At 59.6% G+C, this 16109-nt stretch carries 16 protein-coding genes and 1 tRNA gene; 13 read left to right on the top strand and 4 right to left on the bottom strand.

What is annotated here, in order from left to right; genetic code table 11:
• Window positions 1-261: 261 nt before the first annotated feature.
• The 6 genes from gatC (at window position 262) to GQF00_RS15150 (ending at window position 5744) form a co-directional block, all read left to right on the top strand.
• Window positions 262-549 carry an Asp-tRNA(Asn)/Glu-tRNA(Gln) amidotransferase subunit GatC gene (gatC, locus tag GQF00_RS15175; RefSeq protein WP_161320019.1) on the top strand — a complete coding sequence of 96 codons (288 nt, stop codon included), beginning with the start codon at window positions 262-264 and terminating at the stop codon, window positions 547-549.
• A 15-nt stretch (window positions 550-564) separates the two neighbouring features.
• Window positions 565-2025, top strand: a complete 1461-nt coding sequence (gene gatA / locus GQF00_RS15170) for an Asp-tRNA(Asn)/Glu-tRNA(Gln) amidotransferase subunit GatA (RefSeq protein ID WP_161320031.1) — start codon at window positions 565-567, stop codon at window positions 2023-2025.
• Window positions 2022-3461, top strand: a complete 1440-nt coding sequence (gene gatB / locus GQF00_RS15165; protein ID WP_161320018.1) for an Asp-tRNA(Asn)/Glu-tRNA(Gln) amidotransferase subunit GatB — start codon at window positions 2022-2024, stop codon at window positions 3459-3461. Before gatA ends, gatB begins: the two co-directional genes overlap by 4 nt.
• 129 nt (window positions 3462-3590) lie before the next feature.
• Window positions 3591-4406: a crotonase/enoyl-CoA hydratase family protein gene (locus GQF00_RS15160; RefSeq protein WP_161320017.1), complete on the top strand. Its 816-nt coding sequence runs from the start codon at window positions 3591-3593 to the stop codon at window positions 4404-4406.
• Between the two features lie 381 nt (window positions 4407-4787).
• Complete coding sequence (locus tag GQF00_RS15155) at window positions 4788-5570, top strand: cyclic nucleotide-binding domain-containing protein (RefSeq protein WP_161320016.1); 783 nt, start codon at window positions 4788-4790, stop codon at window positions 5568-5570.
• Window positions 5571-5606: 36 nt separating this feature from the next.
• The gene (locus GQF00_RS15150) at window positions 5607-5744 is read left to right on the top strand and encodes a hypothetical protein (protein WP_161320015.1); all 138 of its coding nucleotides are present in this window, start codon (window positions 5607-5609) and stop codon (window positions 5742-5744) included.
• Here the strand turns inward: GQF00_RS15150 and GQF00_RS15145 are convergent.
• The 4 genes from GQF00_RS15145 to hemA form a co-directional block, all read right to left on the bottom strand.
• Window positions 5720-6484, bottom strand: coding sequence for a molybdopterin-synthase adenylyltransferase MoeB (locus GQF00_RS15145; protein WP_161320014.1), 765 nt, complete (start codon window positions 6482-6484; stop codon window positions 5720-5722). The genes GQF00_RS15150 and GQF00_RS15145 overlap by 25 nt on opposite strands.
• Window positions 6485-6598: 114 nt before the next feature.
• On the bottom strand, window positions 6599-7426 hold the full coding sequence (gene prmC / locus GQF00_RS15140; RefSeq protein ID WP_161320013.1) for a peptide chain release factor N(5)-glutamine methyltransferase: 828 nt from the start codon (window positions 7424-7426) through the stop codon (window positions 6599-6601).
• A 1-nt stretch (window position 7427) separates the two neighbouring features.
• On the bottom strand, window positions 7428-8513 hold the full coding sequence (prfA, locus tag GQF00_RS15135; RefSeq protein WP_161320012.1) for a peptide chain release factor 1: 1086 nt from the start codon (window positions 8511-8513) through the stop codon (window positions 7428-7430).
• 27 nt (window positions 8514-8540) lie between these two features.
• Window positions 8541-9818, bottom strand: coding sequence for a glutamyl-tRNA reductase (gene hemA / locus GQF00_RS15130; RefSeq protein ID WP_161320011.1), 1278 nt, complete (start codon window positions 9816-9818; stop codon window positions 8541-8543).
• Window positions 9819-10160: 342 nt separating this feature from the next.
• On the opposite strand from hemA, the gene GQF00_RS15125 reads away from it, so the two are divergent.
• The 7 genes from GQF00_RS15125 to pth all read left to right on the top strand — a co-directional run bounded on the left by GQF00_RS15125 (window position 10161) and on the right by pth (window position 15867).
• Window positions 10161-11756: a tetratricopeptide repeat protein gene (locus GQF00_RS15125; protein WP_237440569.1), complete on the top strand. Its 1596-nt coding sequence runs from the start codon at window positions 10161-10163 to the stop codon at window positions 11754-11756.
• Complete coding sequence (lolB, locus tag GQF00_RS15120; RefSeq protein ID WP_161320009.1) at window positions 11753-12322, top strand: lipoprotein insertase outer membrane protein LolB; 570 nt, start codon at window positions 11753-11755, stop codon at window positions 12320-12322. The genes GQF00_RS15125 and lolB overlap by 4 nt, the downstream gene beginning before the upstream one ends.
• Window positions 12319-13212 (top strand): 4-(cytidine 5'-diphospho)-2-C-methyl-D-erythritol kinase, encoded by an 894-nt coding sequence (ispE, locus tag GQF00_RS15115; protein WP_161320030.1) that lies wholly within the window; start codon window positions 12319-12321, stop codon window positions 13210-13212. The genes lolB and ispE overlap by 4 nt, the downstream gene beginning before the upstream one ends.
• A 21-nt stretch (window positions 13213-13233) precedes the next feature.
• Window positions 13234-13309 (top strand) — tRNA-Gln (locus GQF00_RS15110).
• A 77-nt stretch (window positions 13310-13386) separates the two neighbouring features.
• Window positions 13387-14346, top strand: a complete 960-nt coding sequence (locus GQF00_RS15105; protein ID WP_161320008.1) for a ribose-phosphate pyrophosphokinase — start codon at window positions 13387-13389, stop codon at window positions 14344-14346.
• Window positions 14347-14629: 283 nt separating this feature from the next.
• Window positions 14630-15271, top strand: coding sequence for a 50S ribosomal protein L25/general stress protein Ctc (locus GQF00_RS15100; RefSeq protein ID WP_161320007.1), 642 nt, complete (start codon window positions 14630-14632; stop codon window positions 15269-15271).
• Window positions 15272-15279: 8 nt separating this feature from the next.
• Window positions 15280-15867 carry an aminoacyl-tRNA hydrolase gene (gene pth / locus GQF00_RS15095; protein WP_161320006.1) on the top strand — a complete coding sequence of 196 codons (588 nt, stop codon included), beginning with the start codon at window positions 15280-15282 and terminating at the stop codon, window positions 15865-15867.
• The last annotated feature ends 242 nt before the right edge of the window (window positions 15868-16109 follow it).

Below are 16109 nucleotides of genomic sequence, written 5' to 3'. Positions count from 1 at the left end.
CAGTTTCCTGAATTTTTCGCGAAAATCCGATACCCGGCGGAAAAAAGCAGGGCATCGCTAAGATGGCGCAACTCTAGCAACGGCGCGATCATTGGGCAAGCAATGGCGTCACGCTTGCACGCCCTTTCTCACCGCCGGACAGTGGTCGCGGATAGGCGGTCTATGGTACTTTTTGCGGCTTTCCGGCCCAGTATAACGGAGTGCACCCCTTTGCACTCCCCGCCGGCAGTGCTCCGATACCGCGCCAATATGGAGAAAACCATGGCCATTGATTCCAAGGTGGTAGCCCAGGTTGCCCACCTGGCCCGCCTGAAAGTGGACCAGGCAGACAGCGACGCCCTGTCCAGCCGCCTCAACGACATCCTCGCGATGGTCGACCAGCTGCAGCAGGCTGACGTTACTGATGTGGCCCCCATGGCCCACCCTCTGGATGTGACGCAGCCCCTGCGTGACGACAAAGTCAGCGAGCCGGACATTCGTGACAAGGCTCTGGAAATCGCCCCCGCCGCCGAAGACGGCTGCTTCCTGGTTCCCCGGGTGATCGAATAACAGATGAGTGACGCCATGCACACCAAGACACTGACCGAACTCAAGACCGGCCTGGCCAACGGAGACTTCTCTTCCCGGGAACTCACCGAGCACTTCCTGGCCCGCATCAAGCAACACGACGGCGAGTTGAACAGCTTTATTACCGTCACCGAAGCGCAGGCACTGGCCCAGGCAGATGCTGCCGATCAGGCGATCGCCGCCGGCCAGGGCGGCCTCCTGACGGGCCTGCCCATCGCTCACAAGGACATCTTTTGCACTGAGGGCGTACGCACCAGCTGCGGCTCGAAGATGCTCGATACCTTTATTGCTCCCTACACGGCCACCGTGGTGGAAAAGATGGCCTCGGAAGGCGCTGTGATGCTGGGCAAGACCAACATGGACGAGTTCGCCATGGGCTCTTCCAACGAAACCAGCTACTACGGCCCGGTAAAGAATCCCTGGGATCTGGAACGGGTGCCCGGCGGCTCCTCCGGTGGCGCCGCTGCCTGCCTGGGTGCGCGCCTGGCTCCCGCAGCCACGGGCACCGATACTGGCGGCTCCATTCGCCAGCCCGCTGCCCTGAACAACATCACCGGCCTCAAACCCACCTACGGCCGAGTGTCCCGCTGGGGCATGATCGCCTTCGCCTCCAGCCTGGATCAGGCCGGCCCCATGGGGCAGAGCGCGGAGGACTGCGCCCTGATGTTGCAGGCCATGGCTGGCCACGATCACCGTGACTCCACCAGTCTCAATGAAAAAGTGGACGATTACCTCGGTGCATTGAAGGACGACATCAACGGCCTCACCATCGGCATCCCGGAAGAGTTTTTCCCCGATACCCTGGATGGAGCCATTGCCGACAACAGCCGCGAGGCCATTCGCGAGCTGAAAAAACTCGGCGCCAGGGTGGTGTCCGTTTCCCTGCCCAGCATCAAGCTGTCGGTACCCGCTTACTACGTGATTGCCCCCGCAGAAGCCAGCTCCAACCTGAGCCGCTTTGACGGCGTGCGTTTTGGTCATCGCTGTGACGATCCCCAGGATCTGGAAGACCTTTACAAGCGTTCCCGCTCGGAAGGCTTCGGCGATGAAGTGAAGCGCCGCATCCTGGTGGGCACCTACGCGCTGTCCGCCGGTTACTACGACGCCTATTACCGTCGCGCCCAACAGGTCCGTCGCCTGATCCGTGACGACTTTGCCCGCGCCTTTGAGAAGGTAGATGTACTGATGGGCCCGACGGCGCCGGAAACCGCCTTCAAGCTTGGCGCAAAGAAAGATGATCCTGTCAGCATGTACATGGCTGACGTCTTTACTATCGGCGTTAACCTGGCTGGCCTGCCTGCTCTGTCCATGCCCACCGGCTTTATCAACGGCCTACCCACCGGCACCCAGGTGATCGGCAACTATTTCCGTGAAGGCCAGATTCTCAACGTGGCGCACAAGTATCAGCAAGCGACGGACTGGCATCGCCAGCTGCCGGCTTTTGGAGGTGAACAATGAGTTGGGAAGTCGTGATCGGTCTGGAAATTCACGTCCAGCTCAACACCGCCAGCAAACTGTTTTCCGGCAGCAAACTGTCCACCGGTGCCGAGCCGAACACCCAGGCATCACTGGTAGATCTGGGCATGCCCGGCACTCTTCCTGTGGTAAACCGGGAAGCGGTACGCAAAGCCGCCTTGTTTGGCCTGGCGATTAATGCGGACATTTGTCGCCACAGCGTATTCGAACGGAAAAATTATTTTTATCCGGACCTGCCCAAAGGCTACCAGACCACCCAGCTGGACAAGCCTGTGGTTGGCGCAGGCGAAGTGGAAATTTCGCTGGAAAACGGTGCGAAAAAAACCGTTCGTATCCACCATGCTCACCTGGAAGAAGATGCAGGCAAATCCCTGCATGAAGATTTCCACGGCATGACCGGCATCGACCTGAACCGTGCCGGTACGCCACTGATCGAAGTGGTCACCGAACCGGACATGAGCAACGCTGAAGAAGCGGTGGCGTTTGCCAGAAAACTGCACGCCATTGTCACGTCCATTGGTATCTGTGATGGCGACATGTCGCAGGGCAACATGCGCTTCGATGTCAACGTGTCCATCCGTAAACCCGGCGACCCACTCGGCACCCGCACCGAAACCAAAAACCTGAATTCATTCCGCTTTATGGAACGTGCCATCAAGCTGGAAGTGGAGCGTCAAATCGACGTCCTGGAAGATGGCGGCTCCATCGTTCAGGAAACCCGGCTCTATAACGGTGACACCCACACTGCACGCTCCATGCGCAGCAAGGAAGACGCCAACGATTACCGTTACTTCCCTTGCCCGGATCTACTGCCGGTAGAAATCACCGACGCCGATCTGGATGCATTGAAAGCGGCCATGCCGGAATTGCCGGACACACGTAAATCCCGTTTCCTGGCTGACTACCAGCTATCCGAGTACGACGCCGATCTGCTATCCGGCGATCTGGCCACCGCCGTTTTCTTTGAAGCGGCGACCAAAGCCGGCGGCGACGCCAAGCTGGCAGCCAACTGGGTAATGGGCGAACTTGCCGCGAAACTCAATGCGGAAGAAAAGAGCATTGCCAACAGCCCGGTAACAGCCGAACAGCTTGGCCAGCTGATTGCCCGCCTCAAGGACGGCACCATCAGCTCCAAGATTGCCAAGCAAGTATTTGAAGCCTGCTGGGCTGGCGAAGGCGACCCGGATACGGTTATCGAAGCCAAAGGCCTGAAGCAGATGAGTGATAGCGGCGAACTGGAAAAAATCGTCGACGACATCATCGCCAACAATGGGCCCCAGGTTGAGGATTACCGCAGCTCTGATGACGCGAAGAAAAAGAAAAAAATCGGTTTCTTCGTCGGCCAGGCCATGAAGGTCACCCAGGGCAAAGCCAACCCGCAGCAGCTCAATCAGCTATTGAAGGAAAAGCTGGGCTAAGTGACACAGGGTCAGACGTCTGAGGTCGGACGTCTGACGCCTTGAAACTCAATGCTGCCTCTCGACGAGCGGTTTTTGACTTTGCGTCCGACGTCCGACCTCAGACGTCCGACCAACAAGGACTTGATCATGACCCAAACCTTCCGCAACCGCGTCACCCTGGAAAAGAAAAACGACATCGCCTATATCACCCTGAGTCGGGCCGAAAAATACAACGGTCTGGATTTCGACATGATGGAAGGCCTTATCGAAGCGGCGAAAGCGGTCAGAAAAGATCGTAGCCTGCGCGTGGTCATCATGCAGGGGGATGGCAAGGCATTCTGCGCGGGTCTGGATTTCGGCACGGTGATGACCCAACCGCTGAAAGTCATCAAAGGCTTCACCAAGTACGGCATCAAGAAAACCAACCTGTTCCAGCAAGTCTGCTGGTGCTGGCGAGAACTGCCGATTCCGGTCATTACCGTACTGCACGGCTACTGTTATGGCGGCGGCATGCAGATTGCCCTGGCTGCCGATTTCCGCTTTGCTACCCCGGACTGTGAAATGTCGATCATGGAAATCAAGTGGGGACTGATCCCGGACATGACCGGCACCGTCACCCTGCGTGAGCTGGTGCCCATGGATGTGGCCAAGGAACTGACCATGACCGGTCGCCTGTTCAACGGGGAAGAAGCCAAGCAGCTGAATCTGGTGACACGGGTTGCCGACAATCCACTGGAAGAAGCCGAAAAACTGGCCGACGCCATCAAGACCCGCTCACCGGATGGCATCAGTGCCGGCAAGAGCCTGTTCCACCAGACCTGGAACGCCTCCGAATCCCAGGCCTTCGATATCGAGAGCAAGCTGCAATTCAAACTCATGCGTGGCAAGAACTACCGCCGCGCCCTGCAGGCCGGCAAGAAGAAGGAAGCGCCGGTATTCGGCCCCCGCGAGCGGGATTATTAACACGCCGTACGCCTGACGCTGGATGCCCGACGCACAAGCCCGCCCGGAAAAACCGGGCGGGCTTTTTAGTGCTCAGTCGGAAGTCGAACGTCAGGGGTCTGACGCACAACCCATCCCGCCAGGGCCGGACTGCCGGTTTTCTGTCTTTCGCGTCAGTCGTCCGACTTCAGACGTCAGACCAGTCCGCTCTCCCCCTGAATCCTCGATAAACCTGTCCTGTCATCCTCCCCCGCCCGGCAATCGGTACACGGCAGTTTTATCTTTTCCCGTCAGGCATTAGGCATCCGGCCGCAAGCGTCGCCTATCTGCCAACCTCGTCCTGTTTCCTAATGCTTTCTTCCTGCATACTCGAGGAAAACAACCCAGTCGTAGAGGCTCTGCATGATATCTGTGGCCGAAGCCAGTGGCGGTTTTGCCGCCTTGTCCCGGATGTACAAACGCCAGGTGAATGAGCTCATCGGGCAACTGCCCCTGCAGGCGCAAACCCTCCCCCTGATCCCCACGGATGATGCCTTCAAGCATGGCATGTGCGAGGACACCACCTACGTTATCAAGGGCGGCATGCTGGGCATGCGCTGTCAGGACCGCAAGCTGTTCATCTGGGACGAGGGTGACCTGATTCTGCCAGACGCCGGCAACAGCGAAGTCACTTACTATGCAGAAAGCGCCGTATTGCTGGCCGCCTATCCCACCGTCAAACTGGTGGAAGCGATTCTTGAAGATGCACAGCTGGCGAAACTCTGGACCCGCATTCTGACTACCCAGCAGGCCATGCTGGTTCGGCTTCTGGCCGCGCACATTCCTGAAGAATCCTACACGACAACCGGCTTCGCCTACTTCGAACCGGGAGACGTGATTCTGCGGCAGGGCGAACCCGCCGACTATGTGCTTAGCCTGTTTGAAGGTGACGCAGACGTACTGGTCGATGAGGTTGTCGTGGGCTGTGTCGGTGAGGGAGAGATTCTGGGTGCCATCGCCCTGCTGACGCACTCCCCGCGAAGTGCCACCGTGCGGGCCAAAAGTCGCTGCTCAGTGGTCAAAGTGCCCAAGCACGAGTTCAAGGACCTGATTCGATCCAACCCGGGCATGATCCACAGCCTGCTCACGGACATGGCCCGACAGATCAAGACGCTCAATGGACAGGTGGTGGAATTGTCAGCCTGATCGACGCCACCACCATAGAAAGAGAGAGGAGTGGTCATGAAACACTTACTCGGTGCGGCGTTTGTTATTGCAGTGGTGATTCTGATCATTATCGGGCTAACGGCAGAGGAGCCCCCCATGGCGGATCAGGGAAGTGATTCAGCCAGCAGTCAGATGGAAGACACCTCCTCCTGAGGCGCACTGCAGACAGGGCATCCCTCATCCCGGCGCAGGGTAATCTGTCGCCACGACAGGGTACGGCCATCAAACAGGTGCAGGACACCATCCAGCCGCACACCTACAAGCACCTGCAGCGCCGCCAACGCCTGCATGGCACCCACTGTGCCGACCACCGGACCCACGATACCCGCCTGACTACAGGCCAGATCCCCTTCCGCGCCATCACCATAGACGCAGGCATAACAGGGGCTGTCTCCATGGCGCGCATCGAATACCGCCAGCTGCCCATCCATGCGAATGGCGGCACCACTTACCAGCGGCGTGCGGTGGCCCACACAGGCACGGTTGACCGCCTGCCGGGTGGCAAAGTTATCCGTGCAATCCAGCACCAGTGTCGCCGCCGCCACCGCCTCATCAAGCCAGGCATCGTCAACCCGTACCACGGCTGAGCGCACATCCACATCCGGATTCAGCAATTGCAGCTGATCACGAAGGGCTTGCGCCTTGGGCTGTGTCACCTGGCCACCGCGAAACGCCACCTGACGATGCAGATTGCTAAGCTCCACCACATCATCATCCGCCAGCACCAATTGCCCCACACCGGCACCCGCCAGATACAGTGCCGCGGGGTTGGCCAGCCCCCCACAACCCACGATCAGCACACTGGCTGCAGCCAGCGCTTCCTGCCCGGCCAGGTCGATTTCGCTCACCATCAACTGGCGACTGTATCGTTCGAGTTGTTCGTCGTTAAACATGGTCGAATCTCGCTGCACGCACCCCGTTTCAGATGGGTACGCGCCAGAAAAAACTGTCGGAGGTCATGCCCACCCTGTCAAGGTGACGACAATCCATCGCCAACAGGCACACCACTACGCCGGAAGCTGGCCCAGGGTAACGCGGTCGTTGCCGCCCAGATCCCGCTCAGTGCGAACGGCGTCGAAGCCTGCATCAACCAGTAATCCCCGCACCGCATCACCCTGATCGAACCCATGCTCCAGCATCAGCCAGCCACCGGCAACCAGCTTTCCTGTGGCCTGACGGACGATCTCGGCCAGATCCGCCAGCCCTTCATCTCCCGCTACCAGCGCAGAGTGCGGCTCAAAGCGCACATCCCCTTCACTCAGGTGCTGGTCGCTTTCATTGATATAGGGCGGATTGCTGACAATCAGTTCAAAGGGCCCTTCACAGGGCGCCAGCCAGCTGCCCCTGAGGACGTCCACGCAAGCACCCAGAACCTGGGCATTGGCCTTCGCCACCTGGAGTGCAGCCTCACTGAGATCAACCAGCACGACCTTCCAGCCAGACTGCTCCAGTGCCAGGGTGATGCCGATGGCACCGGTACCCGTGCCAAGGTCCACCACCCGCGCGTTAGCTGGCAGCGGCAAGGACAGGGCCGCCTCGATGAGGGTTTCCGTATCCGGGCGGGGAATCAAAGTGTCAGCGGTGACACGGAACGGACGGCCAAAGAATTCCCTTTCGCCGGTGAGATGCGCCACCGGCTCCCCCTGTTCACGGCGGGCCAGCAGCGACTGGAAACAGGCCTGCTGCGCGGCATCCAGCTCCCTTTCGGGCCAGGTAAACAACCAGGTGCGAGTCTTGCCCAGCACATGGCAAAGCAGCAGCTCGGCATCCAGGGCGGCAGAGGGCGACGACACCAGCCGGCTGCGGGCATCGCGCAGGGCGGCATCAACACGCATGTTACTGATCGCCCAGGGCGGCCAGCTGATCAGCCTGATGCTCGGCCAGCAAGGCGCCCAGCACTTCATCCATGTCCCCTTCCATCACTTCGGAAAGGCGATAAAGGGTCAGATTAATGCGGTGGTCGGTGACACGCCCCTGAGGGTAGTTATAGGTGCGGATACGCTCAGAGCGGTCACCGGAACCCACCAGGGATTTTCGCTCGGCAGCCTGCTCGGCGTGGGCAGCATTCTGCTGGGCGTCATACAGCTTGGCACTCAACAGGCTCATGGCCTTGGCCTTGTTCTTGTGCTGGCTGCGTTCGTCCTGGCACTCCACCACCACGCCGGTGGGCAAGTGCGTAATCCGCACCGCGGAATCCGTGGTGTTAACGTGCTGACCACCGGCCCCGGAGGAACGGTAGGTATCGATACGCAGGTCTTCGGTGCGAATCTGGATGTCACCCAGGTCTTCCGCTTCCGCCATGATCGCCACGGTGCAGGCCGAGGTATGAATGCGGCCCTGGGATTCGGTGGCCGGTACCCGCTGCACCCGATGCGCACCGGATTCAAATTTCATTCGCGAATACACGCCCTCACCAATAATGCGGGCAATCACTTCCTTGTAGCCACCGTGCTCCCCTTCACTGGCGCTCACCAGCTCCACCTTCCAGCCCATGCGGTCGGCGTATTTCGAATACATGCGAAACAGGTCACCGGCAAAAATGGCCGCTTCGTCACCGCCAGTACCGGCGCGCACTTCCAGAAAGACGTTGGAACCATCGCGGGGATCTTTCGGCAACATCAGCATCTGCAGATCACCAGCCAGCTCATCCATTCGCGCCTGGGCATCCCGGGCTTCTTCCGCCCCCATTTCCCGCATTTCCGGATCACTGTCATCCTGCATGGCACGGGCAGCCTCCAGGTTGTCCACGCTTTGCAGATATTCGCGGTAGCACTTCACCACCGGATCAATTTCAGCGTATTCCCGCGACAGGTCACGGAACCGGTTCTGGTTGCCGATTACGTCCGGATCAGACAGCAGCCCGGACAATTCCTCGAACCGGTCGGCCAGCTTGTCCAGCTTGGTTTGCAGCGACGCTTTCATAGATTCCTCAACCCGTTACGGGCGTATTTATTCCGGGTCCGACGGGGCATCCGTGTCATTATCGTCCAGCAACAACTCACGCGCAGTCAGCAAGGCTTCCGCCCGCCCTTCTGCGGCCATCTTGCGCAGGGTCACACTGGGGCCATGCAGCCACTTGTTGACCAGGGAATGCTGAAAACGGCGCAGAACCTCTTCAGGATCACCGCCGTTGTTCAATTGTTGGAGGGCCTTGTCCAGCTCGCCGGCGGCCAGTCGGGTACGCTGTTCACGGTAGTCGCGCAATACCGATACCGCATCCTGCTCACGACGCTGGCGACGATGGCGAACAATGGCGTCACGAATCAGTTCAGCCGCTTCCTGCGCCGCTTCCTGACGAGCGCGGACATTTTCCTGAATCGCTTCCTGCAGGTGATCCACGGTGTACAGATAGACATCATCCAGATCACCCACTTCCGGTTCAATATCGCGGGGAACCGCGATGTCCACCATAAACATGGGCCGGTGACGGCGCTGCTTGAGCGCGCGCTCAACCATGCCCTTGCCGAGGATAGGTAAAGGCGCGGCCGTGCAGGAAATCAGGATGTCCGCACGCTCAAGCGCCACCGGCAATTCTTCCAGGCTGATACCCCGGCCGCCCACACTGGAAGCCAGCTCGCTGGCGCGCTCGGCAGTACGGTTGGCAATGGTAATTTCACTGACCTGCTGCTCACTGAGATGGCGCGCCACCAGCTCGATCATTTCACCCGCCCCGATCAACAGGGCACGGCTTTTTTTCAAATCGGCAAAAATATGGCGGGCAAAGGATACCGCGGCATAGGCCACGGACACCGGGTTGGCACCGATCCCGGTTTCCGTACGGATGCGCTTGGCCACAGAAAAGATTTCCTGAAACAGACGCGACAGCTCCCCGTTAAGCAGGCCCGCCTCATGGGCGCGGGCATAGGCGTCACGCATCTGGCCAAGAATCTGCGGCTCTCCAAGCACCAGCGAATCCAGCCCACCGGCCACCCGCATCATGTGCTCCACGGCCTGTTCGCCCCGGTGCTGATATAACACGGACTCCAGCGCATCACGGGTCAGACTGCGGCGTTGGGCCAGCCAGTCCACCAGATCCGGGCAGTTCTCATCGGTAAGACAATAGAGTTCGGTGCGATTGCAGGTAGACAGCAGAGCGGCTTCACGGACGCCGGGCATCTCTCGAAGGCTGGCCAGCGCTGCCTGCGCCTGCTGCGTGGAAAACGCCAGACGTTCGCGCATCTCCACATCGGCGGTGGTGTGATTAACGCCAACAGCAACCAGATTCATAAATTCCCGAGCCCGTCAGTCGCGACGGGCGGCACCCTTGCCCGTCCGTACCAGTCAGCCTGCTTGCCCCGGAATCCGGGGCGCAAGGGTGTGGCATTTTGCGTGAAAGCGCCCGTTAAAACAATGATATGGCCCATAGAACCGGCCCGTTGCAGCAATATGGTTTTCGGCATGCGGAGCACTGTGCCATGATAGCTGAAACACAAATCAGGCAATTTTCCTTTAATGACGCGTCTTTTCACTTTGCCGCTATGCGGCCTTCTACTCCTGCAGGGGTGCACCTCCCAGCCAGCCGACTCCTCGTCGGCCACTCCGGAGCCTGTTAAAACAGACAAGCTCCCCTTGGCAGCGCCCGACTATGACAGTGAATCGCTGGCCGACCTGCTGGTGGCCGAAGTGGCCGCGCAGCGCCAGGCCTACGGTGTGACGCTTGGCTACTACACGGATGTCGCCAAAAACACCGGCGACATCAAGGTGCTCAGCCAGGCGTCCCAGCTGGCCCATTATCTGGAAGATCACCACCAGACTCTCCTGCTCAGCCAGCAATGGCTGGAGCAAGAGCCGGAGAGTGAAGAAGCCCTGCAGCTGGCCATCCTCTCGGAAATCCGCCTGGGTAATACCGAAGCCACAACCCGCTACCTGGACACCCTGCTTGGCACCCATGGCGAGCAGGCACTGGGGCGTCTTGTCGCACGGGCCCGCGGACTGGATGCCGAGGGCAACCTGCAGCTGGTACAGGCACTGGCACAGCTCACCGATCACTATCCCGAGCAGGCGCCACTGTGGTACGCCCGCGCCCTGTGGCAGGAACACGAAGGCCGGCTTGAGGCCGCACTGGTAGCCGACGAAGAAGCACTAAAGCGCATGCCTCGCCACGAGGACGCCCTGCTGCTCAAGGCCCAGCTGCTTTACAAGCTTGGCGAGACCCGCAAGGCGCTGCGCCATCTGAAAAAACTGGTGCGAAAATACCCTGACGCCCGTCGCACCCGTCTCGCCTATGTGCGCATGCTGCTGGCCAGCGGTGAAATCAAACAAGCAGAAAAACAGCTCACCATCATGGCCGAGCGCAACCCGGACGATCTTGATCTGAAGTTTTCCCTCGCCCTGCTGGCACTAGAGGCGGGCGCCACGGATACCGCCCGGGAACAGCTGCAACAATTGCTGAAAATCAATTATCGCCCGGATGATGTTCACCTCTACCTGGCTCAGGGAGAGGAACAACATGACAACCTGGATGCAGCCATTGACCATTACCTCAAGGTCGGCGGGCCACAATCGATCCGGGCACGGGTTCAGGCGGCCCGGCTGATGATACGCCAGGGGAATATAGAACAGGGCCACGCCCTGCTCAGTAACCTGAAAAACCTGCACCCGGAGATGGCCACCAGCCTGACTCTGAGTGAGGCGGAAATGCTGAACAGCAACGGGCATGGCAGCGAAGCCCTTGCCCTGCTCAACACCGCACTGGAAACGGACCCGGACAACGCGGACCTTCGCTATAGTCGCGCCATGCTGGCGGAAAAGTCCGGCGACTTGCCGCAGCTGGAGCGCGACCTGCGGCATATCCTGTCACTCAATCCCGACGACTCCAGCGCCCTGAATGCACTGGGGTACACCCTTGCAGGCCGCACTTCCCGGCTGGACGAAGCCTATCAATACATCTCCCGCGCCCTGGCCCTGAATCCGGACGACCCCGCCATACTCGATTCCATGGGCTGGGTGCTCTACCGCCAGGGAAAGCTCAAGGAAGCCCGCAACTACCTGCGCCGCGCCTATGAAAAGTTCCCCGACCCGGAAGTGGCCGCCCACTATGGCGAAGTCCTCTGGGTGATGGGTGCCCAGAATCAGGCCCGGGAAATCTGGCGCGACGTACTGAACACTAATCCGGACGCCCCCCACGTCCGGGAAACCATGGAAAGACTGGGAGCGCGTCTGTGAAATCCCCTGTTGTACTGGTCGCCCTGCTGTTGCTTGTGGCTGGCTGCCAGGTTCGCCCCACCAGCACAGACACCTTCACCCACCCCAGCCAGATTCAGCACTGGCGCATGGATGGAAAACTGGGCTATCGCACCGCCAATGATGGCGGCAGCGCCACCTTCGAATGGCAACAGCAACCGACGCGCGGCGATATCCGTTTTTCCGGCCCACTGGGTTTTGGCAGTGCCGAACTTCGCTGGGACACCGGCCGTGCCGAACTGATCACCGCCAGGGAGCAATATCAGGCGCGCAGTCCCGGCGAGCTGGCCTGGCACCTGACAGGTTTCTGGCTGCCCATCTCAGCCCTGCAATACTGGGCCCGCGGCCTGCCCTGGCCAGGCGCTCCCGGCGAAGCCAGCTACGACGACCAGGAACAGCTGCTCACCCTGGATCAGCTTGGTTGGCAGCTTGAGTTCGACCGCTATGAACCCGTCGCCGGCGTGAGCCTGCCGCACCGGCTCAAGGCGCAACAGAACGGCAACCGCTTCACGCTGCTGATCAAGGAATGGGCCCCCGGCAAGCCATGACCCTGACACTCCCGGCCCCGGCCAAGCTCAATCTGTTCCTGCACATCACTGGCCGGCGACCAGATGGCTACCATGAACTACAAACGCTGTTTGCACTGCTGGATCAGGGGGATGCCCTGACCTTCGAGACAGCAACGGATTTGCAGCTGCACTGCGACAACCCTGACGTACCCTGTGACGACAGCAACCTGGTCCTGCGCGCTGCCCATATCCTCCAGACTCACACTGGTTCCCGGCAGGGTGCCCACATCGTTCTCGACAAACAGCTCCCCATGGGGGGAGGCGTGGGTGGCGGTTCCTCTGATGCCGCCACCGCCCTGCTCGGCCTTGATCAGCTCTGGGGACTGGGCCTGTCACTGGATACCCTGGCGGAATTGGGACTACAGCTTGGCGCCGATGTCCCGGTATTTGTGAAAGGCAAATCGGCCTGGGCCGAGGGCGTCGGAGAACAAATCACCCCCGTTTTATTGCCGGATGCGCATTTTTTAGTCGTTCACCCCGGAATTCATGTATCAACTGCTCGAATTTTCGGCGACCGGGAATTGACAAGGGGTACCCCCATCAGTAAATTACCGGCCTCGCTTGAGGCGGTGCTGACCCGCGACTTTCACAACGATTGTGAAGCGGTAGCAAAGCGGCACTTTCCGGAAATCGGAAAGACGCTGGACTGGCTCAGGCAAAATGCGGGAAACTCCCGTATGACCGGCACAGGCGCTTGTTGTTTTGCACGCCTCACCGGAGCGCAACAGGGGCAGCAGTTGCTGCAACAGTTGCCACAACACTGGACAGGTTTCGTCGCTCGAAGCAGAAATAATTCCCCTCTTCATGAGGCACTGGCAACGTTTCGAGAGACAAAGAATTCAGGCGACTCTGCACAAAATGACAATTAGTGCAGACCTGAAAAAGAGTGTTGGGGTATAGCCAAGTTGGTAAGGCAGCGGGTTTTGATCCCGTTATTCCCAGGTTCGAGTCCTGGTACCCCAGCCATATTCTCTACCGGCCCCACCCCTTCCCCGGGGCCGGCATAATTCACGACATTAAGGTCATCACGAAGAGAGGCGCCAGTGTCCAAGCTCGTCGTTTTCACCGGTAATGCTACCCCCGAACTGGCCCGCGCGATGGTCAACCACCTGAATCTGCCGATCGGTAGCGCCGATGTGGGCACCTTCAGCGATGGCGAAGTAGCTGTCGAGATTCAGGAAAATGTCCGTGGCAAGGACGTCTTTATCGTCCAGTCCACCTGCAATCCCACCAACAACAACATCATGGAACTGCTGGTCATGGCCGACGCCCTGCGTCGCTCCTCCGCTGGCCGTATCACTGCCGTGATGCCCTACTTCGGCTATGCACGCCAGGATCGCCGCGTGCGTTCTGCCCGGGTGCCGATTACTGCCAAGGTAGTCGCCGACATGATTACCACCGTAGGGATCGACCGTGTTGTTACCGTGGACCTGCACGCTGACCAGATTCAGGGTTTCTTCGACATTCCGGTGGACAACGTCTATGCCACCCCGTTGATCGTTGCCGACATCGAGCGCCAGAAGCACGATGACCTGATGGTGGTTTCTCCGGATGTGGGCGGCGTAGTCCGCGCCCGCGCCCTGGCCAAGCAGCTTAACGATGCCGACCTGGCCATCATCGACAAACGCCGCCCCAAGGCCAACGTCTCCCAGGTCATGCACATCATCGGTGAAGTGAAAGGCCGCACCTGTATTCTGGTGGACGACATGGTCGATACCGCCGGCACCCTGTGCAAGGCCGCAGACGCCCTCAAGGAACACGGCGCCGCCAAGGTCTACGCCTACATCACCCACCCGGTGCTGTCTGGCCCGGCCATCGACAACATCGCCGGCAGCTCTCTCGATCAGCTGGTGGTCACCGATACGATCCCGCTGTCCGAAGCCGGCCGCGCCTGCGACAAGATCCGCGTCCTCAGCCTGGCCCCCATGCTGGCCGAGACCATCCGCCGGGTGAACAACGAAGAATCCCTGAGCGCCATGTTCGACCGGCTGGAGCTGGTGTAAATCAGGGGCAAGCATCAAGCTACAAGCTTCAACAGGACATGAATTGTTGCCAGATTGAAGCTCCTGAGGCCGCGCACAGCTCCTGTTGCGCGGCCTCTTTCATTCCGCCCCCCCCCAATCCCAAACCGTGTTGCAGCTCGTAGCTTGCAGCTTAAAGCCCTTTCCGCTGGCACGCCGCGCCTTTTTCCTGCATAATCGCGCCCCCGCGGAATGGTCCGCGGTTTTATTAACCTCTTTGGCCGACCTGGTCGCGGGAAGCCCGAGAGCATACTGGAGACATACCATGTCCAATGAATTCCTGCTGAATGCAGAAAGCCGCAGCGATACAGGGAAAGGTGCGAGCCGCCGCCTGCGTCGTCTGCAAGAGCGTGTTCCCGGCATCGTTTACGGTGGCGAAGCCGAGCCTCAGCTGATCAGTGTAGAGCTGCGTGAGCTGAAGAAAGCCCTGGAGAACGAAGCCTTCTACAGCCACATCCTGACCCTCAAGATCGATGGCAAGGAAGTGCAAGCCGTTCTGCGTGACCTGCAGCGCAACCCGGCCAAGGGTTTCCCCACCCACGCTGACTTCCTGCGTGTGGACAAGACCCACAAGATCACCATGAACGTACCGCTTCACTTCATCAACGAAGAAAGCGCTGTTGGCGTGAAGAAGCAGGGTGGCGAGATCCAGCACAACGTTTCCGAAGTGGAAGTGAGCTGTCTGCCACAGAATCTGCCTGAGTTCATCGAAGTGGACATGGCCGGCGTTGAACTGAATGCCATCGTTCACCTGTCCGACCTGAAACTGCCGAAAGGCGTGGAACTGACTCAGCTGGCGCTGGGCGAAGACCACGACCAGCCGGTTGCTGCGATTCACGCGCCGAAAGTTCGTGCTTCCGAGTCTGACGAAGCCGGCGAAGGCGAAGAAGCCGCCAGCGAAGAATAAGACGCGCTGTGGCGGATCCCGTTCGACTGATCGTAGGCCTGGGCAACCCGGGCCGCGAATACGAAGAGACCCGTCACAATGCCGGCGTCTGGTATGTGGACGCCCTGGCTCGACGCCAGGGCGTTTTCCTTACCGAAGACAAGAAGTATTTCGGCCTCACAGCCACCTACACCTTTGAAGGCGAAACCATCCGCCTGCTGGTGCCGACCACCTTCATGAACCGCAGTGGTCAGTCCACCGCCGCTCTGGCAAATTTCTTCAAGATTCCCGTTACGCAGATACTCGTTGCCCACGACGAACTGGACCTGCCCCCCGGCACTGCCCGTTTCAAGCAAGGTGGCGGCCATGGCGGCCACAATGGTCTGCGCGACATCATCAGCAAGCACGGCAACAGCCGTGACTTCTACCGCCTGCGGCTCGGCATCGGCCACCCGGGCTCCGCCGCGCTGGTCACCCCGCACGTGCTCAACAAGCCATCAAAAGCAGATCGAGACCTGATCGACCGCGCCATCGACGAAGCGGTCTACTACACCCCGGATCTGCTCCGTGGCGACCTCAATACCGCGATGAACAAGCTGAACGGGTTCAAGGCCTGAAAAGACAGCTTCAAGCTGCAACGCGAAGAAAGCCACTGCCAGTTATAAGGCCTGGGTTCCGCGCCGCAGGGAAACAGAGCGCAGAACTTACGAATTACACATCCCCTCGTTCCTCAAAAAATCGGGAACTTTTTGGTTTCCCCAATCCAAACGTAGCTTGTAGCTTGTAGCTTGTAGCTTGTAGCTTGTAGCTTGTAGCTTGTAGCTTGTAGCTTGTAGCTTGTAGCTTGTAGCTTGTAGCT

Origin of the sequence: Alcanivorax sp. DP30, from assembly GCF_009882945.1 — a bacterium.
Taxonomy (GTDB): domain Bacteria; phylum Pseudomonadota; class Gammaproteobacteria; order Pseudomonadales; family Alcanivoracaceae; genus Alcanivorax.
Note: the sequence above shows the minus strand (reverse complement) of the source record. Positions and strands in the feature narration are given on the sequence as shown.